Below are 22,015 nucleotides of genomic sequence, written 5' to 3'. Positions count from 1 at the left end.
TTACTGAGCGCTCACGCCGGCGCTCATCTGCGAGGACAGCGCCTGCAGCTGCGGGGCGTACTCATTTTTTGCCGCCAGCGCCAGCTGCTGGCCGCTGATGATGTTGGCCTGACGCAGCTCGTTTTTAATGCCGAGCGCCAGCCAGTTGGCCGCGGCCAGCTGACGGGCGACCTCACGCGTCAGGTTGTCGCCGTCCATGGCCTGCAGGTCGGTGACCCAGGCGGTGTTGGCGTAGCGGCGACCCACCTCAAACGCCTCAAACTCGCGCTCGCTCATGGTGCCGGTCTGCTTCGCCTGCGCGGACGCGGTCTGCTGGAAGTAGCTTTCCGCCGACGGCGCCTGACGGGCCTCGGTGAGCGCGGCCTGCGTGGCGTCCTGCGGCTGGCTTGCCGCCACCATGTCCAGCTGCGGCTGCATCGCCGCGCTCTGCATGGCCTTGTACTGCGTGAGCAGGCCCTGATACTCCTGCCCGGTGGCGGTCTGGATTTCGCCCTTGCCCGGCGTGCGCCCGGCGTCAAGCTTCGCCGAGTTATTCACGTAGGCCATGGCCGCATCCGTCTGCGCCTGGGTGAAGGTCAGCTCCGGGTCTTTGCCCGCGGGCCCGGCCCCGTCATAAAGCGATCGCGCCTCGGTGTCGCCGCCCGGAAGCTGAGAGACCGACGGGCACAGGCCCGTGCCGCCGTAGAGCTTTGCCTCCTCCGCGGTGCAGTAGGCCGCATGAATGAGCGCGCTGCGGTAGCCGCCCTGCCGGGGTGTGGTGGGCAGGCTCGCCAGCGTCTCGCGCACGACCGCGCTCGACACCCCGCTGCCGCCGGCAAGCTTCGAGGCCGCCGCCCGGGTTGCCTGACTCACCTGCGCGGCCGTGCCGGAGGCCGACTCGCTGCAGATGCTGTCCGGCACCGTGTAGGACGCGCGGGCCTTCTCCAGCCGGTCCGCCTGACGGTTGAAGTTCTCCGCCTCCCGCTGGGTGCGCGCGGCCTCCGTGACCGCGGTGGTGACCTTGTCGGCGTTCTGCACCACGGCCGTGCCGGTTTCAGTTTCGGCGGAGAGGATTTCGCCGAGCGTGGTCTGCATGGTGCCGAGCGCGGGCTGGATAACCGTCTGCACCGGGATACTGGTCATCACCTCGACGGGATAGGCCAGAGCGCACGGAGACAGCGCCGCCAGCACGCAGGCGGCAAGCAGCCGGCGCCCCGCAGGGCGCCGGTGTGTGGATGGTTGCATATCAGTACTCCTGAAGGATCAGAGGTCGTAGCCCTGTTTATCGATAAGCTCGGTGGCAAGCGCCCGGATGACGCTCTCCCCGCCCGTGTCACCGGCGGTGCGGCGGCGGTGTTCGATGACTTTTTCGGCAGAGCCGTTCGGGAAAAAGCGGCCGAGAATGCGGCGGGCCGTGTCGGCGCCAACGTCTTTTTCAATCGTCCGGCGCAGCGACATGTCCACCGGCGTGGTGCTGTGGCCCCACAGCTCCTCCGGGCCCACCGTATTTTTCATGATGTGCGCGATGGTGCTGCCCCCCTTGATGCGGAAAATGCCGAGGAACGGCACGCCGCTGCCGTCCGCCGACGGGCCGCTGCCCATGCGTTCAAAACGGTCCAGCGTCACGTCAGGCACCTTAAAGCGCGTCTTCAGCAGCTCGCGGTCCTCAGGGTCAACACCGACCATGTAGACGTTGTTTGCGGACTGGCGCAGCGCGTCGGGCATGTCGCGGAAGTACTGCGAGGACAGCACGGTACGCACGCCAAACTTGCGCTCCTCGCGGTTCTCGGTCTCGAGCATCGGGAAGATAAAGGGCACGCCCTTGGCGTTGTGCAGCTCGTCGTACTGCTTGGTTTTGACCTCCTCGTCCAGCTGCTGCACGCGGGCGCGGTGCATCGGGTGCCAGCGTTTGTGCAGCGCCGGAAAGAACTCGTCCTGATACTGCGGCAGCACGAAGTCGCCGCCCGCGATGTGCCCGGCAAACAGGTACATCATGCCCGTCTGCAGGTAGCCCGCCTTCGACTTGTTGCCGGCGACGTACTGAATATCCACCGTGATGACGCGCGCTTTGGGGCTGATCATAAAGCGCGTGCGCCCGGCAAACATGCGGTACTGCCCGCAGGCGTCGCGCAGGCAGCGCGCCATGTACTCAATCAGCGCTTCACCGCTGCCGTCGCGCTGGATGCTGCCGTACATGTCTTTGTAATCGGACGACGTCAGGCGCGGCGCCATGTCGGCCAGCTCCGGCACCGCCTGGAACTGCGCCCGCTGCGCCGCGTCCGTGTGACCCGCGTCCTGCAGCAGGTCGCGCACTTCGTACCAGGTGGCGTTGTCCCGGTAATCCGGATGCGCCTCCCAGATGGCGGCGGCCTCCAGCGCGGCGTCGACCTCCGGCACCAGCCCCGGCTCAAAGCGTCGGGGCTCCTCGCGGCAGGCCTTAAACGCATCGCTGACCAGGCGGCGCAGGATGGCCGGCGTGTCGCGCCCGTTCGGCGGCTCGCCCGTGCCGGGGTCGATACACAGCGCGGTGAGCGCGTTCTCCATAAACTCGGACTCGTAGCTGAGCGGCGCGGTCAGGCCCAGCTGAATGTCGAACAGGTTGCGGCAGTGCTGCTCATCGTTGCGCAGGATGATGCTCAGCACCTCGTCCTGCCGCTCAGGCGGCAGCGCCGCGCGCAGTATCGACACCTGCCCCACCGCGCTAAACCCTTTGTCGATCCCCGCAAAGAACGGCAGCTGTTTCTGCGCGGACATCGCCAGGGCTATCGGCTGGCGGTTAATCAGCACCGACTTACCGCCCCCGGACTCGCCCGCCACAATGGTGGTTTTCTTGGTCTGGTTAGACGCCGCGAGCGCCACCGGCATCAGCTTGCCGTCAGGCGTGATGAACGCCGCGTTGCCCTCCCCGCTCCACGCCGTCGTCGGTCGGGTGAGCGGCATCAGGTTCAGCGCCTCGGACAGCGGCGGGTACATCAGGCACGGACCGCTGGCCGCGGACGACGCCGTGAGCGTGGCCACCCAGGCCTTCACCGGGTCGCCGAAGGTCTGGGTCACGCCGCAGATGCCCCATGAGCCCAGCGCCTGCTGCAGTAAAGTCAGGTTGCGCGTCACCGTCTCCGGCGAGTCTCCCCAGGTCGCGGCGGTGATGGTCATCACGCACACCGGCTCGTGCATCTCGCGATGGGCGAGCAGGGAGATGGACTGGAATACCGGCTTCAGGCCCGGCACCCACTCGGTAAAGCTCAGCACCGCCTGCTTGCCGCCGAGCCGGCGCATGCCGCCCGGCATCAGGTCCTGACGGATGCGGAACGGCACGCTGCGGGGAATCAGATCGCGCAGCTTCGCAAAGCTCTGCGGGTTCTGTGGCCCGAGGTTCACGGCCACCGTGCCGTGCCACACGCCGTTTATTTTCAGCAGGTTGTTGCTTATCTCCTGCACGCCCGCCCCCATTACCTGAAACTTCAGCCAGGGCGCCAGAAAGGGCGTGGCATCCGTTCCCTGACGCACGCCGTGCGGGATGATGCGGTCATCGGGCAGCAGCGGCTGCCAGACGGCACCCGTGCCCGGGTCGGTCTGCGCGCGCAGCACGCGCCCCGCTTCATGTGCGTCAATGCGGCGCATCAGCACGCCCTTGCCGCTGTCGCCAAGCGCGCGCTCGACCTGCGAGAGGAAGGCGTCATGCCGGATTTTAAGCCCCGCCAGCTCGGTGGGCAGCGGGTTCTGCCCGAAGGTGGCCGTGGGGCTGGCCGTTACCAGCTCGCTCAGCCGCGCGTTTTCGTCGCGCAGCTCGTGCCCGGCCAGCACGCCCCGCCCGGTGTAACACACAAGCCAGGTGCGCTCGCGGTTCACCCAGGGGGCAAGCTTCGTGACCTGCTCGTCCAGCAGGTACTGCAGCTTCAGCCCGGTGCGTTTCAGGGACTGATACTGCGGGGTAAGCAGCTGACGGATTTCATCCTTCCCGCCCTCAGGTGAGCACTCGTGCACGATGCTGATGCGGTGCCCCGTGTAGCGGTACTGGGCGGTCAGCGTCTCGGTCATGCGCTGCAGGCGGCCCTCCCACGCGTCGTCGTGCGAGGCCGGCAGCGTTTCGTCTGACTCGCGGTAGCTGCCGGCGATCTCAAACACCGACAGGTAGTCGCCGTTGTGCGTGACCATAATGTACGGCGCGGTCAGCTCAGGGTGGCGGATGCGGTCGTCGGCGGTCAGGCGCACTACGGTCTCAAGGTCACAGTAGTCGGGCAGGTCGCGCGATACGGCAAAGCGCGTCGCGGCGGTAATAATCTCTTCAGTCCAGCGGACGAGGCGGTTTGGCATACAGGTCGCTCCGGGTATAGGTCTTCCAGGCCGGGGTATGCACGGCGCTCTCAGCCGTGCGCCCCAGCGGCAGCAGCAGGGTCAGGTCGGTAAACGCATCAGCGGGCAGGATGAGCACGCAGCCTTCCAGCCGCTGCTGCAGCGTTCTGCACTTTGCAGGCGACAGGCGCGCAAAGGCCGCCGCGAACTCCGGCGCGCGGGAGGTTCCCCACATGCCCTCTACCTCACGGGCGTGGCGGGCGAGCCAGTTCCAGAGCTTCTTCGACGCTTTACGCACGGCTTTGCTGTCGCTGTGCTGCCCGATAAGCGCACGGCGCTGCAGGTTGATGATGTCGGCCGCCGGCGCGTCGGGCAGCCAGGCCAGGTGACCGTGTGCCGCTGTGGGGCTGTCAAGATTGAGGGTCAGCCAGCACAGCGTGCAGAGCGGCTGTGCGTCCGGCCCCTGCCAGAGTCGCTGTGCACGCGTGCCGCAGCAGCGGCAGGGCGGTCCGGGTTCAACAGAAACGGGCCGCGGGGGCGCGTCTTCGCCGCTGACGTCCGGCACGAGCGGCAGCAGTCCGCCCGCCGGAGCAGGTGATAAATAAGCAGACATAGCGGGTCCTTACAGGCAATGCCTGTTAGTCAGTTACAAGACGAATGAATGGGGTTGCATCAGCGGGCCACGTCTGCCCCTTCAGGGCACCGTGCCTCCTGTCAGAAAAAATTGCAGAGCCAGCCCGCCCGCAGTCAGGGTGAGGATGCCCTGTGTAACCGCCGCAAACTGGCTGGCAAATTTTTCCTGACTCAGTACCTCCACCGTCACTGTCAGCAGTGAATAAACAATTACAGCCAGAGCACTGGCACTGACAGGGAGCAGGTATACAAGCAGCCCGGAAAATACGGGTGAAAACATCATCAGAATCATGCCCGCCAGACCTGCACACTCTCTGTGCCAGGGTAACCGTGACATGCTCACAGGACGCGCCTGACGCGCCACAGCCTCCAGTCGCTTCAGCACGTCTATCAGACGCTGAATCTCCGCGACCGCTGGATCGCCATGCCCCTGCTCGCGAACGATGCGAAACTTCTCCTGACGTATTGCGTAAGTCAGCATTGAAACCTCCCCGGGGTCCGGGTAACCGGAAACATGCCGGTCAGTACTCATGCGGAAAACCGCTTTCAGCATACGGTTTCGCTCACTGGTACTGATGGAACACTGCCTGACGATTTGCCGCCGTATAGCCCACAGGAACGCCGGGCATGTGTCCGTATCGTTGCAAATCAGCGTCGCGGACATATTGCCTCCACTAATGAACGGTGCGGTCAGATGAGTGAAACAGAGAGGGATGGAAGTTACTGGCCGAACAGGCCCGGCTCCTCTTCCGGAACGGGTCGCCACTGTGGCCAGCCGGTTTTAGGCTGCACGCCGCAGGCTGATGCATGACCCGCGACCTTAGCCACAGCCCCCTGACTGAAGGCTTTACCGTCCAGCCAGCATGTACCGTTCTGCGCGCTCAGGTTCAGCGCGGTGAATATCTGCTGCAGGCGACTGTCGATAACCAGCGTGGTGGCGTTCAGCTGGTCGAGCTTATGACTGACGTCAGCATCATTCACCGGCTGACCGGCAGACGCGCCGGCGCACAGCCCGGCGGATAGCGTGAAGGCAGCGATCATGCGAATTGAGGTTTTCATCGTGAGGCTCCGGAAGGTTTAAGAAGGAACAGGGAAAAATGTGCCGCCCCGCAGGGCGGCCGGAAAATCAGCTGACGCTGACCGGCGTCAGGCCAATCTGCGTCATGCCGCGCTTGATCATCTCCGCGATACCCATCGCCGCCAGGCCGCCAAGAATGGCCAGCGCAATCATCCAGGGTTTAATCTGCGGGTTGTTCTTCATGGCCTTGATGGAAAGCAGTCCGCCGGCAAATGCAAAGAACCCGATAACCTGAATGATGGTGATCCCGCTGGTCTGCATAGACTTGGCACCTTCCGCGCCGGATTTGGCCATGTCAGCCCAGTCGCCGTCGGCCATGGCCACCGGAGAGATAAGCGCCATCCAGGCGCATACGCCGCGCAGGGTGAGTCTGCGCAGGGTTTCAGAAAGCATGAGCGCGCGCAGCTGAGCCGCGCAGTAAAGGCGAGTAAACATGGTGTTTTCCTTTTGTGAAAAATGGCCGGATGGCCGTTGAGTCCGTCCGTATGGACGTAAGGCTGAAACGGCCGCGTCAGAGCAGGCCGAGGGTTTTCTGTGTGGCGTCAAGCAGGTAGGGGTTACAGACCATCATCACGCCAATGATAAATTTCACGGTGCCCTGGCTGACGTCGTTGCCCGCCGTCAGGCCGGAGTGCCCGTCCTTACGCGAGCGGCGCCACAGCAGCACCCCGGAGAGCGCAAACCAGACGCCAATCATGCGCAGCAGGCTCAGCAGGGCGTTGGCGGCGACTGCACCCTGCCCGAACGTGCCCTGGTCAACGTAGCTGATGGCGTCAAAGGAGACCTGCCACCCCACCTGCCGCGCACCCGCGCCGATAATCTGGTCCAGGCCCACCAGACAGCAGCACAGCAGGCCCCATGCCACCACCTGGCCACCGCTTGCCGACTGACCCGGCGCCTTGCGGGCGAGCCAGGACTGCCGGGCGAGGAAGCCGCCGGCGCCGATCACGCCGAACAGCGACGCCAGCGTCAGCGCAAGGTCAGTGAACGAGCTCTGCAGCCCTGAAGCCAGGTTGGACAGCATCTGAATGCCGTCAAGAGAACTGCCCATGACGCCTCCCTAGCGCAGCACGCCGGCGCTGGTCGTCACGCTGCGCTCGGACGGGTTGATGTCGCGCACCGTGACGCCGCCGAGGCGGTCACCGGACGCCACCGCCCACGTGCGCCCCTGCCAGCTTATCCACGCCATGCCGTCCTGCAGGCTTTCCAGCCGCATGCCGGCGAGCGCGGAGCGCGTGCCTTTACGGCCGGAGGAAGCTGCCCCGTTCGCTTCAGGTGCGGGCCGCACGGCCAGCACGGTCACCAGGTTGCCAAGGCGCGCGTTCTCCTGCGCCACCCCGTCGAGCTGCTGCTGCAGCAAGGCGAGTGCCTTCGTCTGCGCGCGCACCGTGTCCGACAGGCGGGTGATGGCCTCGCGGTTGGCCGCTTCAAACTCACGGCTTTCCCGGATGGCCGACGCCATATCGTCCGGCACGCTGCCGGCGGTGCCGGGAGCGCTGACGGAAGCGGGGACGTTCAGTCCGCCGGTCTGCAGCGGCGCCGGGGCAGCGGCGGGTTTCACCGGCGCGGCGGCGGAATGCTGAACCGGCTCCAGCCCGCCGTCCTGTCCGAAGGCCCGCTGGCTCGCGTCCTGAGTTGAGGACGACGGCCAGAACAGGTACCAGCCCACACCGGCCAGCACCAGCACGATGCCCGCCAGCCACGGCAGGGAGTAGCCCATCAGCACAGGACGCGTCAGGATGCCCTGCTTCGGCGGCGCGGGCGGTGAAGCGGCCGGGGGCACCGGCGCGGTCTGCGCCGGCTGTGGATCGAATTCAGTCACGGTGAGTACCTCTCTGTTCGGCGGCGCGGATGCGCGCCTGCGTTTCCGCGCGCAGCTCTGCGGCGGTCGGGGTCGGGTTACTGCTCAGGGTCGCGGGTTCGCTATTCCCCGGTGTCGTCTGTGAAATGCCCTGCGGCGACTCGGCGTCGGTGCTGAAAACGCCGCGCATGAACTGGATGGCCACAACCTCGCCGTTTTTCACCGTCACGGTGCGGTCCGGCAGGCGGGCAGCGTCGTTTGTCAGCACCTGACCCGCGCGCTGAGCCATGCCGCCCAGCATGACGCCCGCCACCGCTGTCGGATCCGGCAGGCCCGGACGTGCGGTCACGGCGTTAAAGCCGTTGCTCAGCAGCTGGGTGTTGGACTGCGCGTAAAGCTGACCTGCTTCCCCTGCGCCCCCGAAGATAGAGGGCAGCACGATGCGGCGGACGTAGTGGTGATCGACGTCGGTCGCGATGTTGGCCACGAGCGTGTCGTCCTGCAGCGCGTAGGCGTCCACCCTGTAGTTCTGACCGTGCAGCGCCATGGTGGTGAAGTGAATGATGACGCCGTCGCCGGAGAGCTTCGCCCCCTCCGGCGCCTGCAGCACCGCCCCCGCGTACTGGCCGGTGGTGATGCGGCCCAGCACCGGCGTGGTGCCGTTGTCAGAGTTTACCCCGGTATAAATCTCACCCGGTCCGCGCCAGTAAGGTGACACCACCACGGTCGCCGGCGGCGTATTCGCAGCGTCCTGACGGCTGCGCACTGCTGCCTGCTGCACGTAGCTTCCGGGCTGCGAGTCGCGCCAGGCCGTCCAGCCGCTCTCTTTTCCGCCCAGCAGCTGAGCCGCCGGCAGGTCGTCCGTTTTCGGCTCCGCCTGCATTTTTGCCAGCAGCGCATTGAGCGACTTTGCACGGGCGTCGGCCAGCGCCTTCTCCTGCTCCGGCGTGCGTCCGCTGGCCGGTGGCCGCTGCGGGGCCGTTACCGCCGCGACCGGCGCCGCAGCGGTGACAGGTTTCGGGGCAATAACGTCCTGCTCCAGCGGGATGCTGGCGATAAAGCTCCGGTTCTGCGTGGCCGCGACCTGCGCGCCCACCGCGTTGCTCTCGCGCAGCCTTTCGCGGTAGTCCGGCTGCTCCTGGGCGCTGACCTGCGTGGTGCTGCCGACCCGGGTCAGGTTCACGCTGGAGGTTTCCGGCGGCGGCGCGGCGATGTAGCTCCACAGCCAGTAGCCACCGCCCACCATTATCACCGCGCCCCCTGCTATCAGGCTCATCATCAGGCGAATGTTGCTGCCGCCGGTGTTCTGTTGATCGCTCATGATTACTCCAGGGCAATGCTGAGGGCTTCGGTGCGCCCGTCAACGGAAAAGGCCACGCGCGGCGTCAGCGGCAGCTTCCACAGGTGCGTGCCGTCGGCCGAAGAAAGCGTGGTGTCGAACTCGTCGCGGATGTCCGCGCGCGAGCGGATATAGAGGTCGTCGCCCTGCTGCCACACCGCCGTGTCCGGCACGCTGCCGGTGGTTTTCAGGCGCTTTGCGCCCGACGGCGGCACGCCGTCCAGAAACGCCTGCAGCACGTCGTCGTGCAGCCCGATGCGGAAAGGGCCCGGCGCGTCGGGTGCCGCCCCCGGACCGCGACGCGGAATGCGCAGGTCAAGCCGCGCGTCCACCGTCCAGGTTTTCTTCGCCGTGTCCGCCTCGCCGCTCATCACGCTTATCTGCAGCGGCACCGGCAGGCCTTCCAGCCCCACCGTCACCAGCGTGTTCACGAAGTCGCGCTTTGCGGTGATAACCATAAAGGACATGCCCGGTATCCACTTCACGTCGATATCCGGCGAGCCGCTCACCGGATCCCCGAGGATTTTCCAGGGCGCACCGGTGCTGTCGATAAAGCTCACCGTGGCGGGCCAGTTCACCGCCGTGCGCACCAGCGGCAGGCTCGCGCCCGGCTGCAGGCTCACGGTCTGCGCGGTGATGCGCGGCACCGCGATGATACCCGGCGTGGCCAGCGCCCGGTTCTGCTCGGTCTGCTGCGCGCGCAGCTGGCGGATTTCATCCGGCGTCAGCGGGGCAATGGCTGCCTGCGCCTGGTCGTACGACACCGACACAGGCGGCGGCAGCGCTTGTCCGGGCAGTGGACCTGCCGGGGCGGCAGCACTACCCGCAGCCTGCGCCGCCGGGGTCTGACCGGTTGCTGCGTTGCCACCGGCGGGCGCGGTGGAACGCCACCCGCCACCGGGTTCAGACGCCGGGGCGGTGCCCGCCGACGTGGCGGCCCCCGCGCTGCCGCACAGCGCCAGCCACAGGGCCAGCGTGCGAAAGTTGCTCATAGGATTATCCTGCGTTGTTGGTGATGGTCTGCGTGACCTCGAGGCCGCGCGGCTTGAGTCGCGTGTCCGCCTGCTGGATGCGCAGCGTGAAGATGTAGCGCAGCGGCGGCGTGCTGCTGTTCTGCCCCTGCAGCTTCAGCGTGACCGGATACTGGAATTCCCACGTGTAGCGCCCGCCCATCACGCCGCGGCGGGTAATAACGCCCGGCTCCACGGTGTTGGTCAGGTTCATGCGCTTGTCCTTAATCAGCGACAGGATATTCGATCCGGTGGTCAGCGCCTGGTTGTAGCCGGCAAAGCCCTCCTCCGAGAAGTCTGCGGCGGCCGCCGTCATCTGGTCGCGGTAGTGCACGAAGTCCAGCGTGAAGGCCTTGCTGATGGTGTCGGCGCCGAACTGACGGACGTCACTCTCGCTCCACACCGGCTTGTCCGTCGGGTAAAACGGCGTGATGCGCCCGCCCTCGGTGGCGAGGTACTCACGCGGCAGGTTCACGTACAGGAAAATCAGCACGATGATGGCCACGGCCTGCAGGGCATTGACCATCAGACTCCAGCCCAGCTTTTTCAGGCAGCTGCGCGCAAACTCTGCGCCCAGCGATCGTTCGTGCTGCGCCTGCACCGCATGTTCATAGATGTCAGGCTCAGTCATGGGCACTGCCGCCCCCTCGGGCGGCGCGGCGGGTTGAGGGTTTTGCATGGGGGCTCCTTACAGGCCGTAGGACTGCCACGGGTCGATGCTGGTCGGCAGGTTGCTGTTGATTTTGTCCGTCAGCGCCCCGCAGACCTTCTCTGACGCCTGGTTCATGATGTCCTGCAGGCTCGGCAGGTTCGGCAGGCTGATGGAGATGTTGCGGATGCCGGAGAGGCAGTTCTGCAGCTGATCTGACGTCTGGCTTTCGCGGGCCGCCCAGGCATCGTTTGCCTTTTTGGCGGCGTTGTAGCCCGCCTCGCTGCCGGTCTGCGCCGCCGTGCCGGCGCGGCAGGTGGCAGCGCCGGCGTGAAACGCGGCGCAGCAGAAAAAGACCGCCACGAGGGCGGTCAGAGGTTTCTTCATGTGAGTTCTCCAGTCAGGAAATGGCTTACGCCGGGCGGGGTGGGGTGACCGGCGCTGCCTGGGGTGCCGCCGCCGGACGATCCTTTGGGGCGGCGGTATCTGCCTTGTAACGCTCATCGTAACCGAGGCGGGCGTGCAGTGCGGCGGGCACGTCTGCCGGGGCGTCGAGCTTCGCAATGCGCGGCTCTGCATCGCCGGTGAGGCGTACCACCACGTGCTCGCGCGGCACGGGCTGGCCGTTTGAGCGGTTAATACCGTTGCCGTTACCGATGGGCCGCGCGCCCTCCGGGGTAAGCAGGTTCACCACCATCGGCGGTGCCTCCGCGCTGCCGGGCAGGCTCACCAGCACGTGCTGATACACTCCCTCCTGCCGCACGATGCCCTGCAGGTAGTCGCCGTCGCCCTGCACCAGCAGCAGGTCCGGACGACCGTCCGCGCCCCACGCCGACATCACCGGCGTGCCGGCGCGTTCGTTATGCGCCGGGCGCGGCGCCGACAGCGGGTCACCCGGGACGCTGCTGCCCTGCCCGTCCGGCTTCAGCCAGTAGAGGCCGTCGGCGGGCTTCGGCGGGGCATCAATATCGAGTCCGAGGCGGCTCACCAGCGTATGCTGAATCTGCTGATAACGGTTCACGTCAACGGCCGCGAGCCGCACCATTTCCTCAGCGCCGGTCTGCACGCGGCTGCCACCGGCCGGGGCCAGCGACCACTGATTGCGCCGGGTCTGCACCTTTTCATACTGACCGCTGAAGTTGCCCTGCGCGTCCTTCATGGGCTTATTGACTGTGACCGGCTGCTCCCCCATCCACTGCAGCGTGACCACACGACCGGGCTGCAGGTGAGTCTCACGCAGCAGGCCGGCGAGTTCCTTACCCCAGAACGTCTGCGGGCCTTCTTTCGTTCGCAGCGTAATAAAGGTGCTCTCGCTGGCGTCTTTTTCAAAGCGGAACGGCGCCTGACCGCAGGCGGTCACCTTGCCGGTCACCGGCTCCCGGGCCTTTTCTGCCGGGGTATGTACGGCAGGCGAAACCTTCGGCGCGGCGGGCTCAGGAGCGCGTTCAGAGGCCGGCTGAGGTGACGCTGTCACGGGTATGGCGTGCTGCACCTGCGAAATGTCCTGCTGCTCCGCCGGTGATGGCGGCATCACGGGGGGAACCTCAGCCGCGCGCGGGGCCTGCGGGTCGCCGCGAACCGCATCGGCGGGGGCGGCTGGCATGACGGGCTGACCTGCAGCCCGGCGTGCGGCATCCAGGTCGGCCTGCTGGCTGGCGTTCTTCATGCTCACGTCCAGCTTGTTGGCCACGATAACGCCGATGGCAAACGCCTTAAACTCATCGCTGCCGGTGAGTTCAATGCGGCCATGATAATGATTGGCGGCGGTCAGCAATGCTGCCAGCACCATCTCCTCGTGCGCGCTGGTTCCTTCCGCCATGACGAGGCGGTTCCCCCGGTCAATAAAGGCGGGTTCACCATCGAGGCGATACAGGACGCTCTGGCCATCCGGCTGCTTCTCGTGCGTGATGCGGCTCAGCAACCTGTCGGCATCGATGCGGGACGCGTTCGGGCCGGAAGACCCGGGCGCATCTTCATCCTGCGGCGCCACGCGCGGCGCATCGACCAGAATGGCGTTCTCCTCACCAGAGGCGGCCGCCAGCGGTGAAGGGGCGGCGCCCGGGCGCTTTTCCAGCTCCGCGCGCAGTTCTGCTTCCAGCGCCTCGCCTTCCTCCGAAGGCCAGCGTGCGCCCTGGGTATCGTGACCCTGCGACCACATCTCCGTCAGCGCGATCCGCTCATTAATGAGCGCTCCGGTCCGCATGGCCAGAACATCCGTATCCAGACTAGCCGCTTCGTCTTTCAGCGCACGCAGGCGCTCACTGATGTTGGCAAAGCCTGCGCTGAAGTCCGGGAACTCCGCCGTGGCGGAAGCGGCAGAGGCAGGCTGTTCGGTGCCTGCAGACTGTTCCGCATCGGTGGAAAGCGCCGGGGAAGCCTCAGCCGGCTGAACCTCAGGCACGTTCAGAGCCGGTTCAGAATCAGCGACTGCAGCTGCAGGCTCTGCCACTGCCGGTTCGGGAACCGGCATGACCACGGCTGCGGCAGCAGGAGCGGCCGGTGCTGCTTCTGACGCAGGCACATCCTGAGCCGGTTTTGGCGTTTCAGGAGAAGCAAAGGAGACGTCAGGAGTAACGGTTTGTTCCGGCTGAACCGCCGGCGCCGGAATATCAGCGACCGCCGGGGCCGCTTCGGCAGGCGCCGCGGCAGAGACGCGGGACGCAGCCAGTGCGGCAACGGCTGCGGTTACGGCACGGCCTTCCGTCTCGCCGGCGGCCAGGTCAAGGCGCCCGAACGCCGCCCAGGATGACTGAACGTCTGCGGCCGACTGCTGACCGGAGAGCTCCGCGCGGCGCAGGTCGTTGCGCACCTCCCGCAGTGCCTTTTCCAGCTGAGGACGCGACAGCTCGCCGTCCGCCAGGCGGGTGTAAAGCGACTGGATCTGCGCCGGGATGGTTCGCACGTCCGACTGGCCGCTGCTGCGCAGAGACAGCGTGGTGTCGCTGTCCTTCAGACCCGCCGCGCTCAGCGCGCGGCTGAACATGCCCGGGCGCTCGCTGACCGCCAGTCCGTCGCCGGTCAGCCGGTCAAACACCGCCTGCGTTTCGCTGACGTAAGCGTCGTTGTAGGTGCCGGACTCGCGCACCTGGTTAAGTTCGCGCTGCAGGCGATCGGAGGTGTCCTGAAACGCTGCCGGGGTGATGCTGCCCTGAATCAGCGCGGACAGCGCCCCGCGCAGCTCGCCCTGAATCACCGGCGGCGCACGCAGGATATCAGCATCAGCCGCGGGCGCGGCAACCGGCGTTGCAGGTGCCGGCTGCGGGTCAGCTACAGCAGGCGCTTCTGCCTCTGTGGCTGCCGGAACGACCGGCTCTGACGCGGCAGCGATTTCAGGGAACGCAGCCGGAGCCGCCTGCGGTGCGTCGGGTGCAGGACTGTCCTGGACTGCGGCCACCGGTTCCGGCGTTTCCGGCTCCGGTTTAACCGGTTCCGCCGCGGGCTTCTGCTCAGGGTTCATATTGCTGACAGCGCTGTCGACCAGCTGACCCAGCCGGGCAGCATGGTTATCCTGAGTCAGGTCCAGGCTTCTGACGGCTTCCGCGTAAAGGCGGTTTAACGGGGTGATCGCCGTTTTTCTGTCAGGGGGGTTATCGGCCGTTTCAACCAGCGTATGCCTGAGCAGAGCGGTCAGCCTTTCCGCTTCTTCCGGCCTGTTCTGAGCGCTGGCCAGACTGACCAGCTCTGAGCGAATGGCATCATAATGGACCGACACACCCGGCTTTTCCTGCAGGATTTCAGACAGCCTTGACGCGTCCTGAGCGGCATGACCTGACGCCCTTTCAATGTACTGCGCCATTTCAGCCCGGGATGCCCCTTCCGCAGAGCGTAAACGGACGTTATCAATGAGGTCTGTGTTGACGATGGCCACGTAGCTGTTGTCTTTCAGGGCATCAATGCCTGCCTCTTTCAGAATACGCATCCCTTCCGGGCTGCCGGCATACTGAAAAAATGTCGCATCGATTTTCTCGCAGCCGGCGAGCAGATCTCCGTATCCCAGACGAGAGGTCTCCCCTTTCGCTGTCAACGCCTGATCGACCGTTTTCCCGGCCTCTCGTATCCGGTCCCGCAGGGCATCCGTGAGTGTGGAACTGTCCCAGCGGTCCAGAATCACCGAATGAGAGGGGATCTCCAGTTCATACACGTGATAGTCCGGATGGTTGATTTCCTCCATCGCATATTGCACGCCTGTCACCGAGTTATCGGTATAAAACCCGCGGCCCATGAAGTTCTGACCCAGACCAATTTTTTCAGGGTCAACGGCGCTGAAGGCGGCCGGCGAGCCGTGGTAAAGGGTGATCGTGTCACGCACAGGCGCAGAGGCCGCAGGGGCTAAATCATTCGCCCTGCTGGCCGGCACGTCACCGGCAGCCGGTGCTGGCGGTGTGACTGGCGCGGCCTCAGGCTGCTGCGCCTTCAGGATGCGGTAAACGCTGGTCTGCCCGATGCCGAGCTGCTCCGCAATCTGCGCGGGCTTCAGCCCCTCATCGCGCAGCTTCAGAATTTCATCCGTTTTCTCTCTGGCAGCACCAGGGCGGCGGGCCGGAGTGGCGTCCGGAGACGCGGCAGGGACATTATCCGGCGCAGGCTGTGCGTCGTCAGGTGTGGCCATGACGTTTTCCTTATAGTGAAGCCCGGCAAGGGCCTGATTGATTTGCGGCAGGAGGTCAGCCCGGAGGGCCTCCGTACCGCGTGACTGGTGCACATCGTTGAAATCGGTCAGGCCTGCGTCGCGCTCTGCGGCCGTAAAGTCGGGAATAATCACTTTGCCGCCGGTATTAAGCGCGGCCTGCTCTCCCATCACGAGCCCGGTGTTCACCGGCTTGCTGTGGTCAAAGTCGACCATGAACAGGTGAGGGCTCTCCGGGTAGCGGGCGCTGAGCACGTTCGCCACGTTCAGCATGTTCCCGGCGTCGATGGTCATGACCACCGGACGACCGGTCACCTCGTTCAGGCTGCGCGCCGTGGCATAGCCTTCGGCGTAAAGGATGGGCTCCCCGCCGGTGAGCGCTCCGCCCACCACCCTGAAGTGGCCCGCCTTGGGTGCCTCGGAGAACAGGTATTTTTCGCCGTCGGGCGGGATGTACTGCAGCGTGCGGAACGCACCGTCCACGTCCTGAAACGGGATAACCAGCGCGCCGTTACGCGTCTGACGGATTCCGTCGTCCGCCGTCACGCCCTTGCGCTGAAGATAGGGGTGCTCCGGGTCGGCGGGCGGCAGGCGCTCATAAAGCGCCTTCGCTTTGGCCGTCTGCCGGGCGTGCGTGTCGGCCAGTCGTCGCGCAGAGTCATCGCGGGACTGGCGGGCAACCGCCTTCATGTGCAGGCGGGCAACCGGGTCGGACTCGCCGCCGGTGCCCTTCCACTTCGTGATGTCCTTATGGGTTTTTGCGGTCCAGTAGTTAATGAACCAGCCGCCCGGCTTGCTGCCGTTCAGAAAGCCACGGTAGACGCCGTCGCCGTTGCCTTTCGGCCCGTCGGTGACCGACACGCGGTGTATCTCTCCGTCCATCACCGGCAGGCCGTCAATAATCAGCCCGGCGTCGGTCAGCGCGTCCAGAAACTCCGTCTGCGGGTCTCCGCCGCCGCTGCGCCGCGACGGGTCGGGCAGCCAGGCCTGCAGCCGGCTGAGGTCGGCGCCCGGGCGGGCGTACCAGAGCTGCGCCTCTTTATCCCAGGTGATGGCGTTGCCCCCCTTCGGGTGCTTCCCGGCATCGGCGCGCGCGGCGTCGCGCTGGTCCGGCATGACCGCAAGCCACACCGGGTAGTCCGCTGTTTTCATAAAACCTCCTGTGACGCTGTGTCAGGACGGCTACTCGCCGTCGGTGTACCGGCGGTACCACCACGGGCGGCCGCTCAGGCTTTTGCCGCGCGCAAGGCGTGCCACGCGCGTCAGCAGTTCGGTCACGCCCCAGCCAAACATTTTCAGCACGCGGAACGCGGCGATGATGCCGGTGACGACGTAGAGGGTGTTCATGGCGGGGAACCGGAACCAGAAGAGATAAAGCAGAAACAGCCAGGCGGGGATGCCGACAAAGTCCAAGGCGCTGCCGGCGCGCCGCCAGAAGCCCGGCGGATAGTCCTCTTTTCTGAACTCGCTCACGCGGTGCCCTCCTCAAATTCGCGGCGCTGGCGCGGCGACATCACCACGGCCAGCTCGGATTCAGCGATGCGGCCGGCGCGGTACAGCTGCCAGGCCTGGTCGACAATCCGGCGCTTCTCCAGCCGGATAAGGGTGTTGATGTGCTGCCCCCACTGCGACCACGGCATGCCGGCGAGCTTCTCCCGCAGGTAGTAGTCGACCAGAATGTACTCGCGGACCGCCACGCGCTTGCCGTCGGTGGTCCGCAGCAGCGTCTGAACCACCACGTACTGCAGTACGCCCAGTAGCGAAAACGCCATGGCGTCGCGGCTTTCGTAGGCAAATTCATTAATGAGTCGGGGGAACACCTCGCCCGGCGAATCGATGTGCGTGGTGGAGAGCATCAGGTGGCCGAGCTGGCCGGCACGAATGCCGGCGTCAATCGTCTCCCGGTCACGCATCTCTCCCACGCCAATGACTGACGGCGCCCGTCGCAGGTCCGCGCGGATGCCGGTCGCGAAGTCGGGAATGTCTTTGCCGACCTGCGACTGCAGCGGCGGCAGCACGTCGCCCGGGCGGCCCAGGATGAACTCAATCGGGTCCTCTTTGGTCGTGACCTTGCGGTCGGGGTCCGTGTCCAGACAGTAGCGATAGGTGGAGGCCAGCGACGTGCTCTTGCCCGAGCCGGTAATGCCGCCCCAGAGGCCCACGCCCTTGGCCGGCAGAAGGTTGGCCATCAGCTCCGGCTCCAGGCCATGGCTTTCCAGCGGCGGGATATCGGAAGGAATGACGCGCAGGGTCCAGCCGATGGTGCTGTCCTGGCGCCCCGCCGTGCCCTGCAGCAGGTTCACGCGAAAGCGGATGCGCTCGCCGCGGCTCAGACCCCAGCGGCCGGACATGTCGCCGTCGAGCTGCATCGCGCGGTCAGCCGGCACCCCACCCCGCACCAGCGGGCGCAGCTCCGGGGTAAACACCTCGTCCATCAGCTTGGCCATGGTGTCGTCGGCCACCGCAAAGGGGCTCGCCCTGAGCAGGCGGCCGTAGCGGCCCACCACAAAGTGATTGTCGCCCTGCAGGTGAATGTCGCTCACGTTGTTGCGCGCGCACCACACCATAAAGCCGCGCAGCGCGTCGGCGTTAAGGCCGCCACCAAAGTCGAAAAATTTCAGGTCTGAGGCTGACATCAGCGCTTCTCCGTGTTGATGACCGGCTTCCACTTCGCCTTGTCGGTGACAAAGCCGGCGCGGGATTCCAGGCGACGCTCGCGGTCGCCGGTGGTGAGCTTGTTGCTGTCGCCGGTGACCGTCTGCTGACGCTCGGTGACTACCGGGGCGGTAATGAGGTTCTGACGGCGCAGCAGCACGTACTGCAGCATGCCGTTGTAGTCGCGCGTCAGGCGGTTGACGTTAGCCTCCAGCGTCTCGTCGGCGCTCTGCCGCCCTTCCGCCCAGCCTTCGTTCACCGCCGCCTGCCAGATGTCGCGCTGCACGCCGTTTTCCGGGATGAGCCCGCCCGCCGGTTCGTCCGGCGGCACGGTGCTGAGGCCGGCCATCAGCCAGCCGCGCCACGTCGGCGGGTTGCTCACGAAGCGCTCGGGCTGAACGATTTCGTACACATGGCTCGCGGTGCGTATCTGATCGGGCGTGACGTGCGCCACGTCCACGGCCTCGGTGATGACCGGCGGCAGCCAGCCGCGTGCGCTGATAAGGGGGCGGAAGTCATAGGTGGCGTCAAGCTGCTTCGCGCGCGCCTCCAGGTCACGCCGGAGCTCCCACGCGCGCTGCGCCTTGCCCCCGCGAAAGCCGGTGGTGCGCCCGCCCTCGGTCAGCATCTGGCGGCGGTTGTCGGACACGTCTGACGTGTCACGCTTCTGAGGCGAGAGGTAGGCCTCAGGACCCGGCGGCGGTGCGCCGTCCGGCCCGGGCGCGGGCACCGCCTTCGTGAAGTGAAATCCCGCGCAACCCGCCAGCAGCGCGGGCAGCAGCAGGACGGTGAGTCGGGCTTTCATCGGCGCTCCCCTCTATTCGTACGGACCGGCGCAACCGGCAGCGAAGGCATAAACTGCAGCACCATTTGGCCGGGATAGGTCACGAGCGTGGCGCGCCAGGCGGTCTGCATCTCAATCAGGCGCAGCACGTTCGCGTAGGTAACGCCCTGCACCTCGATGTCTACGGGCAGCGGCAGCCGCACCCCGGCGTAGCTGAATGTCTGGCCACGCGCGCGGGCAAGTGCGCTCAGCAGCTCCACGGCGTCGCCGTTCCAGCTGAACGTTAAGCGGTCGCTGTCGGCGCGGATGGCCGCGACGGGCAGCGCCGATCCTTCACGCAGGTCGCCCTCCATCCACAGCTGCGTCAGCTGCACCGAGGTCTTCGGCGGGGAGGTAACTGCCTGTGCCGGTGCGGACCCGGTCGCGTGAGGTTGAGATTGCAGCTGGCAGCCGCACAGCAGCAGCGCCGGCAGCGCGGTCAAAATGCGTTTTTTCATGGTGTCTCCGGGGGTTGCCGGTCTTCAGATGAGTGAGCAGGCGCCGCCGTTCAGCGGCTGGCCAGCCAGATGGAATAGACTTTTCTTGCATACAGCATGCGGCGGGCCTGATTGCCGTCCGCAAATCCGGCGTTGTAGCTGCCGAGGCACTGCCAGGTCAGGCCGCAGACCTGCAGGTGCTGCGCGAGGATCCAGGCGCCTGTCTGCACGTTAAGGCAGGGCTGCGTCAGAAGGTCGCGCTCGTCGCTGATAACGCCCATGGCTTTAAGTTTTGCCAGGTGTGTGGAGTTAATCTGCATCAGCCCGAAATCCCGGCTGGTCACGCGCCCCTGCCGGTCGCGGTTGTAGCCGACCGCGTGCGGGTTCATGCCGCTTTCTACCTGCGCGATGGCGCGCAGGAGCTGCGGCGAGACGTTATAGCGGGCGCCGGCCTCGCGAAAGCAGTAGGCCTGTGCGGTGGCGGAGAAAAACAGCGCGGCCGCCAGCAACAGCAGCGTGCGCCAGAAGTGGGTAATTCGCATGGGTGAAATCTCCGGCACCGGGCAGCCGGGCCTGTGGCTATGACATCAGGAGGGGTAGTTATTCAGCAGGGAATTCTTTGAGCGCACGGTGCATCAGTATCCGCTCATCGAGCGCCTTTTTGCAGGCATCATCAGGGCGCCCTTCACTTTCGGCCTTTATCCTGCAGCTCAGGTCACTGTATCCGGTGACGGCCAGCGACAGACTGTGCATGAGTGCGTCAGAACGGTCGGAAAGGCAGCCGAACCACGCCGCGCTAAAAGCATCGAAAGCCTTATCGCCTTTGACGGCTTCGCGAGTTAACGTTTGGTTCTCACGGGTACATTGATGCCTAAAGATTGCCTGCGTCAGGGGTAGCACGGACGCCTCGTCCTTCTGCCAGGGTGAGAAGTCAACGTCATACTGCCAGCTCAGGTATCCCACCGCGCAGTACCAGCCGAGAAAAAATACGCTGGCTGCTATGCCCGCCCGCTTTAACGTTACTTTCTGCATGATTCAGTTTCCTGTGAGTTCGATATAGCGCGCATATACCTTGCGGGCGTAGCGCATGCGAAACGGCTCGTTCGCGTTTTTAAATCCGGCGTTGTAAGCCCCGACTGACGTCCAGTTCACCCCGTTCTGCGCGATGTTTTTCGCCAGTATCCAGGCGCCGACGTGAATGTTCTGGCAGGCGTTGCCGAGCAGCACGTCACGGGTTATGCCCATCGGGCTTAACACCGGCAGCCAGGAGGAGTTGATTTGCATCATGCCGAGGTCTTCGCTAAGTACCCGGCCGTTCTTTTTGTTGAGCCCGATGGCGCCGGGGTTCAGTCCGCTTTCAACTTCGGCGATGGCCTGCAGCAGCCGCCAGTCAACGCTGAAACGTACGCCCGCCTCACGAAAGCAGCGGGCGGCCTCCGGCTGCACTTTCGCCGCATCCGTCACGCCTGCCACGGTCAGCAGCAGGCAAATCATCACAGCGCGCCACATAGCGACACCGCCACGAAGACCGGATAGAGAACGGTGATAAACGGCACGCCGCGTACGAACCGTCCCGCTATTGCGGTCAGCAGCAGGCTCATGGCAAGACACGCGCCCGACCAGGTCGGGGTCAGCCAGGCACCAATTGCCGGCAGCACGTACAGGTCACCGGAGGCCAGTGCCGGCGGCTGCGACCGTATCCAGGTGATGAGATTCAGCAGCAGCGCCGGCAGCAGCATAACGGCGGCCCCCGTCAGGGCGGGAATGGCATCAGGGCCGCCCGGCAGCAGCGTGGTCAGCGCCAGCCAGGAGAGCAGGAAAATGATCAGGTCGGGCACCCACTGCGTCACGCAGTCGATATAGGCGGCGCTGGCCAGCAGCAGCACAAACAGGATAAAGGCCGGGTTGTGCGTCATAAGCCAGGCGGGAAACACGCCACCGCAGAGCATCACGGCAGCCAGCAGCGGCCGGATGGGCGCCACGTCCGGATAGGCCTGCGTTTCAGCCGCAGAGGCTTCGGCAGCTATCCGGGCGCTCGCGTAGAGAGCCGGCAGGTTAAAGGCGAGCACCAATGAGAACATCAGTACGGCGGGAATAATCAGCATTGCATTACCTCACGTAAACCACATAGCCGGCCGGAACAAAGTCGGGCCGGGCAAGCCGGCCGGACGGCGTGTTGATACCGGCCGCATCGCTCAGGCCAAAATGCGAGCTGTTTTCTGTGTCTGTCATCAGCTGGGCATAAACTCCCGGGCTCGCAGGCATAAAGACATACCCCGCACCGCCGCTGATGCGCAGCAAAATCGTGCTGCTTCGGGGCAGCCAGTCCGGCAGGGTTATCCGCGCGGCAGCATCCCCGTCGGCCGGAGTGCTGCTCGTCCAGAGGTTGTTCAATGCAGAGACGTACTGGAGAAACTGCCCCGCCTGCTGACCCTGCGTCACGCGGTCCACGTTCTCGCGGGCGGATAAATTGATAAACATCAGGCAGGAAGTGGCTACCGCCAGCAGCAAGGCAGCGAAGAAAACGGAAGATCGCATAAGTGTTCCGGGGTGAGGTGATGGAGCCTGACCGGGTGGAGCGGACAGGGGTTGGCGGCAATTCAGTTGTGTACAAAGACCTCGGCGATGGGCAGGGCTGCACGAACACCTGGGCGCTCAGTGCTTCTGCAGGAGGAGTAGGCGCAGCGTCTG

General features: G+C 65.5%; 22 protein-coding genes. All 22 read right to left on the bottom strand.

Annotation, left to right across the window (positions count from 1 at the left end; genetic code table 11):
• The gene (gene traW / locus JK231_RS21575) at positions 1-1,224 is read right to left on the bottom strand and encodes a conjugal transfer protein TraW (protein WP_211729452.1); all 1,224 of its coding nucleotides are present in this window, start codon (positions 1,222-1,224) and stop codon (positions 1-3) included.
• Positions 1,225-1,242: 18 nt separating this feature from the next.
• A complete protein-coding gene (locus JK231_RS21570; protein ID WP_211729451.1) occupies positions 1,243-4,293 on the bottom strand; it encodes an ATP-binding protein in 3,051 nt (1,016 codons plus the stop codon).
• Positions 4,265-4,885, bottom strand: a complete 621-nt coding sequence (locus tag JK231_RS21565; protein WP_211729450.1) for a conjugal transfer protein — start codon at positions 4,883-4,885, stop codon at positions 4,265-4,267. Before JK231_RS21565 ends, JK231_RS21570 begins: the two co-directional genes overlap by 29 nt.
• Positions 4,886-4,966: 81 nt before the next feature.
• Positions 4,967-5,386, bottom strand: a complete 420-nt coding sequence (locus JK231_RS21560) for a hypothetical protein (protein ID WP_211729449.1) — start codon at positions 5,384-5,386, stop codon at positions 4,967-4,969.
• Positions 5,387-5,625: 239 nt separating this feature from the next.
• Complete coding sequence (locus tag JK231_RS21555) at positions 5,626-5,964, bottom strand: hypothetical protein (RefSeq protein ID WP_211729448.1); 339 nt, start codon at positions 5,962-5,964, stop codon at positions 5,626-5,628.
• Between the two features lie 67 nt (positions 5,965-6,031).
• Positions 6,032-6,418: a DUF6750 family protein gene (locus tag JK231_RS21550; protein ID WP_211729447.1), complete on the bottom strand. Its 387-nt coding sequence runs from the start codon at positions 6,416-6,418 to the stop codon at positions 6,032-6,034.
• 76 nt (positions 6,419-6,494) lie between these two features.
• Positions 6,495-7,034 (bottom strand): conjugal transfer protein TraQ, encoded by a 540-nt coding sequence (gene traQ / locus JK231_RS21545; protein WP_211729446.1) that lies wholly within the window; start codon positions 7,032-7,034, stop codon positions 6,495-6,497.
• A gap of 9 nt (positions 7,035-7,043) precedes the next feature.
• The gene (gene traP / locus JK231_RS21540) at positions 7,044-7,805 is read right to left on the bottom strand and encodes a conjugal transfer protein TraP (protein WP_349291526.1); all 762 of its coding nucleotides are present in this window, start codon (positions 7,803-7,805) and stop codon (positions 7,044-7,046) included.
• A complete protein-coding gene (gene traO, locus JK231_RS21535) occupies positions 7,798-9,105 on the bottom strand; it encodes a conjugal transfer protein TraO (RefSeq protein WP_211729445.1) in 1,308 nt (435 codons plus the stop codon). The genes traP and traO overlap by 8 nt, the downstream gene beginning before the upstream one ends.
• A gap of 2 nt (positions 9,106-9,107) precedes the next feature.
• Entirely contained in the window at positions 9,108-10,115 is a 1,008-nt protein-coding gene (locus JK231_RS21530) for a DotH/IcmK family type IV secretion protein (protein ID WP_211729444.1), read from the bottom strand.
• A gap of 4 nt (positions 10,116-10,119) precedes the next feature.
• Positions 10,120-10,812, bottom strand: coding sequence for a DotI/IcmL/TraM family protein (locus JK231_RS21525; protein WP_211729443.1), 693 nt, complete (start codon positions 10,810-10,812; stop codon positions 10,120-10,122).
• Positions 10,813-10,821: 9 nt separating this feature from the next.
• Positions 10,822-11,169 carry a conjugal transfer protein gene (locus JK231_RS21520; protein WP_211729442.1) on the bottom strand — a complete coding sequence of 116 codons (348 nt, stop codon included), beginning with the start codon at positions 11,167-11,169 and terminating at the stop codon, positions 10,822-10,824.
• Between the two features lie 25 nt (positions 11,170-11,194).
• Positions 11,195-16,561 (bottom strand): LPD7 domain-containing protein, encoded by a 5,367-nt coding sequence (locus JK231_RS21515; RefSeq protein WP_211729441.1) that lies wholly within the window; start codon positions 16,559-16,561, stop codon positions 11,195-11,197.
• A gap of 30 nt (positions 16,562-16,591) precedes the next feature.
• Positions 16,592-16,882, bottom strand: coding sequence for a conjugal transfer protein (locus tag JK231_RS21510; RefSeq protein ID WP_211729440.1), 291 nt, complete (start codon positions 16,880-16,882; stop codon positions 16,592-16,594).
• The gene (gene traJ, locus JK231_RS21505; protein WP_211729439.1) at positions 16,879-18,045 is read right to left on the bottom strand and encodes a plasmid transfer ATPase TraJ; all 1,167 of its coding nucleotides are present in this window, start codon (positions 18,043-18,045) and stop codon (positions 16,879-16,881) included. Before traJ ends, JK231_RS21510 begins: the two co-directional genes overlap by 4 nt.
• On the bottom strand, positions 18,045-18,869 hold the full coding sequence (locus JK231_RS21500) for a type IV secretory system conjugative DNA transfer family protein (protein WP_211729438.1): 825 nt from the start codon (positions 18,867-18,869) through the stop codon (positions 18,045-18,047). The genes traJ and JK231_RS21500 overlap by 1 nt, the downstream gene beginning before the upstream one ends.
• Positions 18,866-19,345: a DotD/TraH family lipoprotein gene (locus JK231_RS21495; protein ID WP_211729437.1), complete on the bottom strand. Its 480-nt coding sequence runs from the start codon at positions 19,343-19,345 to the stop codon at positions 18,866-18,868. The genes JK231_RS21500 and JK231_RS21495 overlap by 4 nt, the downstream gene beginning before the upstream one ends.
• 50 nt (positions 19,346-19,395) lie before the next feature.
• A complete protein-coding gene (locus JK231_RS21490; RefSeq protein WP_211729436.1) occupies positions 19,396-19,866 on the bottom strand; it encodes a lytic transglycosylase domain-containing protein in 471 nt (156 codons plus the stop codon).
• A gap of 58 nt (positions 19,867-19,924) precedes the next feature.
• Entirely contained in the window at positions 19,925-20,356 is a 432-nt protein-coding gene (locus JK231_RS21485; protein WP_249221778.1) for a hypothetical protein, read from the bottom strand.
• 3 nt (positions 20,357-20,359) lie between these two features.
• Positions 20,360-20,833 carry a lytic transglycosylase domain-containing protein gene (locus JK231_RS21480; RefSeq protein ID WP_211729435.1) on the bottom strand — a complete coding sequence of 158 codons (474 nt, stop codon included), beginning with the start codon at positions 20,831-20,833 and terminating at the stop codon, positions 20,360-20,362.
• Positions 20,818-21,429 (bottom strand): prepilin peptidase, encoded by a 612-nt coding sequence (locus JK231_RS21475; protein WP_211729434.1) that lies wholly within the window; start codon positions 21,427-21,429, stop codon positions 20,818-20,820. Before JK231_RS21475 ends, JK231_RS21480 begins: the two co-directional genes overlap by 16 nt.
• Positions 21,430-21,433: 4 nt before the next feature.
• Complete coding sequence (pilM, locus tag JK231_RS21470; RefSeq protein ID WP_211729433.1) at positions 21,434-21,862, bottom strand: type IV pilus biogenesis protein PilM; 429 nt, start codon at positions 21,860-21,862, stop codon at positions 21,434-21,436.
• Positions 21,863-22,015 lie beyond the last annotated feature (153 nt).

The organism is Pantoea sp. JGM49 (genome assembly GCF_018257655.1).
In the GTDB taxonomy this organism is placed as follows: Bacteria; Pseudomonadota; Gammaproteobacteria; order Enterobacterales; family Enterobacteriaceae; genus Pantoea; species Pantoea communis.
The sequence above is the reverse complement of the archived record's forward strand: the minus strand, read 5'-3'. Positions and strand labels throughout refer to the sequence as shown.

What these genes read in the sequence shown, in the direction of transcription:
- JK231_RS21550 (WP_211729447.1), bottom strand. Translation starts at nt 6,418, where the DNA reads ATGTTTACTCGCCTTTACTGCGCGGCTCAGCTGCGCGCGCTCATGCTT.
- JK231_RS21475 (WP_211729434.1), bottom strand. Translation starts at nt 21,429, where the DNA reads ATGCTGATTATTCCCGCCGTACTGATGTTCTCATTGGTGCTCGCCTTT.
- JK231_RS21555 (WP_211729448.1), bottom strand. Translation starts at nt 5,964, where the DNA reads ATGAAAACCTCAATTCGCATGATCGCTGCCTTCACGCTATCCGCCGGG.
- JK231_RS21530 (WP_211729444.1), bottom strand. Translation starts at nt 10,115, where the DNA reads ATGAGCAACTTTCGCACGCTGGCCCTGTGGCTGGCGCTGTGCGGCAGC.
- JK231_RS21570 (WP_211729451.1), bottom strand. Translation starts at nt 4,293, where the DNA reads ATGCCAAACCGCCTCGTCCGCTGGACTGAAGAGATTATTACCGCCGCG.
- JK231_RS21515 (WP_211729441.1), bottom strand. Translation starts at nt 16,561, where the DNA reads ATGAAAACAGCGGACTACCCGGTGTGGCTTGCGGTCATGCCGGACCAG.
- traO (WP_211729445.1), bottom strand. Translation starts at nt 9,105, where the DNA reads ATGAGCGATCAACAGAACACCGGCGGCAGCAACATTCGCCTGATGATG.
- traJ (WP_211729439.1), bottom strand. Translation starts at nt 18,045, where the DNA reads ATGTCAGCCTCAGACCTGAAATTTTTCGACTTTGGTGGCGGCCTTAAC.
- JK231_RS21565 (WP_211729450.1), bottom strand. Translation starts at nt 4,885, where the DNA reads ATGTCTGCTTATTTATCACCTGCTCCGGCGGGCGGACTGCTGCCGCTC.
- traW (WP_211729452.1), bottom strand. Translation starts at nt 1,224, where the DNA reads ATGCAACCATCCACACACCGGCGCCCTGCGGGGCGCCGGCTGCTTGCC.
- JK231_RS21480 (WP_211729435.1), bottom strand. Translation starts at nt 20,833, where the DNA reads ATGTGGCGCGCTGTGATGATTTGCCTGCTGCTGACCGTGGCAGGCGTG.
- pilM (WP_211729433.1), bottom strand. Translation starts at nt 21,862, where the DNA reads ATGCGATCTTCCGTTTTCTTCGCTGCCTTGCTGCTGGCGGTAGCCACT.
- JK231_RS21485 (WP_249221778.1), bottom strand. Translation starts at nt 20,356, where the DNA reads ATGCAGAAAGTAACGTTAAAGCGGGCGGGCATAGCAGCCAGCGTATTT.
- JK231_RS21560 (WP_211729449.1), bottom strand. Translation starts at nt 5,386, where the DNA reads ATGCTGACTTACGCAATACGTCAGGAGAAGTTTCGCATCGTTCGCGAG.
- traQ (WP_211729446.1), bottom strand. Translation starts at nt 7,034, where the DNA reads ATGGGCAGTTCTCTTGACGGCATTCAGATGCTGTCCAACCTGGCTTCA.
- JK231_RS21490 (WP_211729436.1), bottom strand. Translation starts at nt 19,866, where the DNA reads ATGCGAATTACCCACTTCTGGCGCACGCTGCTGTTGCTGGCGGCCGCG.
- JK231_RS21520 (WP_211729442.1), bottom strand. Translation starts at nt 11,169, where the DNA reads ATGAAGAAACCTCTGACCGCCCTCGTGGCGGTCTTTTTCTGCTGCGCC.
- JK231_RS21495 (WP_211729437.1), bottom strand. Translation starts at nt 19,345, where the DNA reads ATGAAAAAACGCATTTTGACCGCGCTGCCGGCGCTGCTGCTGTGCGGC.
- JK231_RS21500 (WP_211729438.1), bottom strand. Translation starts at nt 18,869, where the DNA reads ATGAAAGCCCGACTCACCGTCCTGCTGCTGCCCGCGCTGCTGGCGGGT.
- JK231_RS21525 (WP_211729443.1), bottom strand. Translation starts at nt 10,812, where the DNA reads ATGCAAAACCCTCAACCCGCCGCGCCGCCCGAGGGGGCGGCAGTGCCC.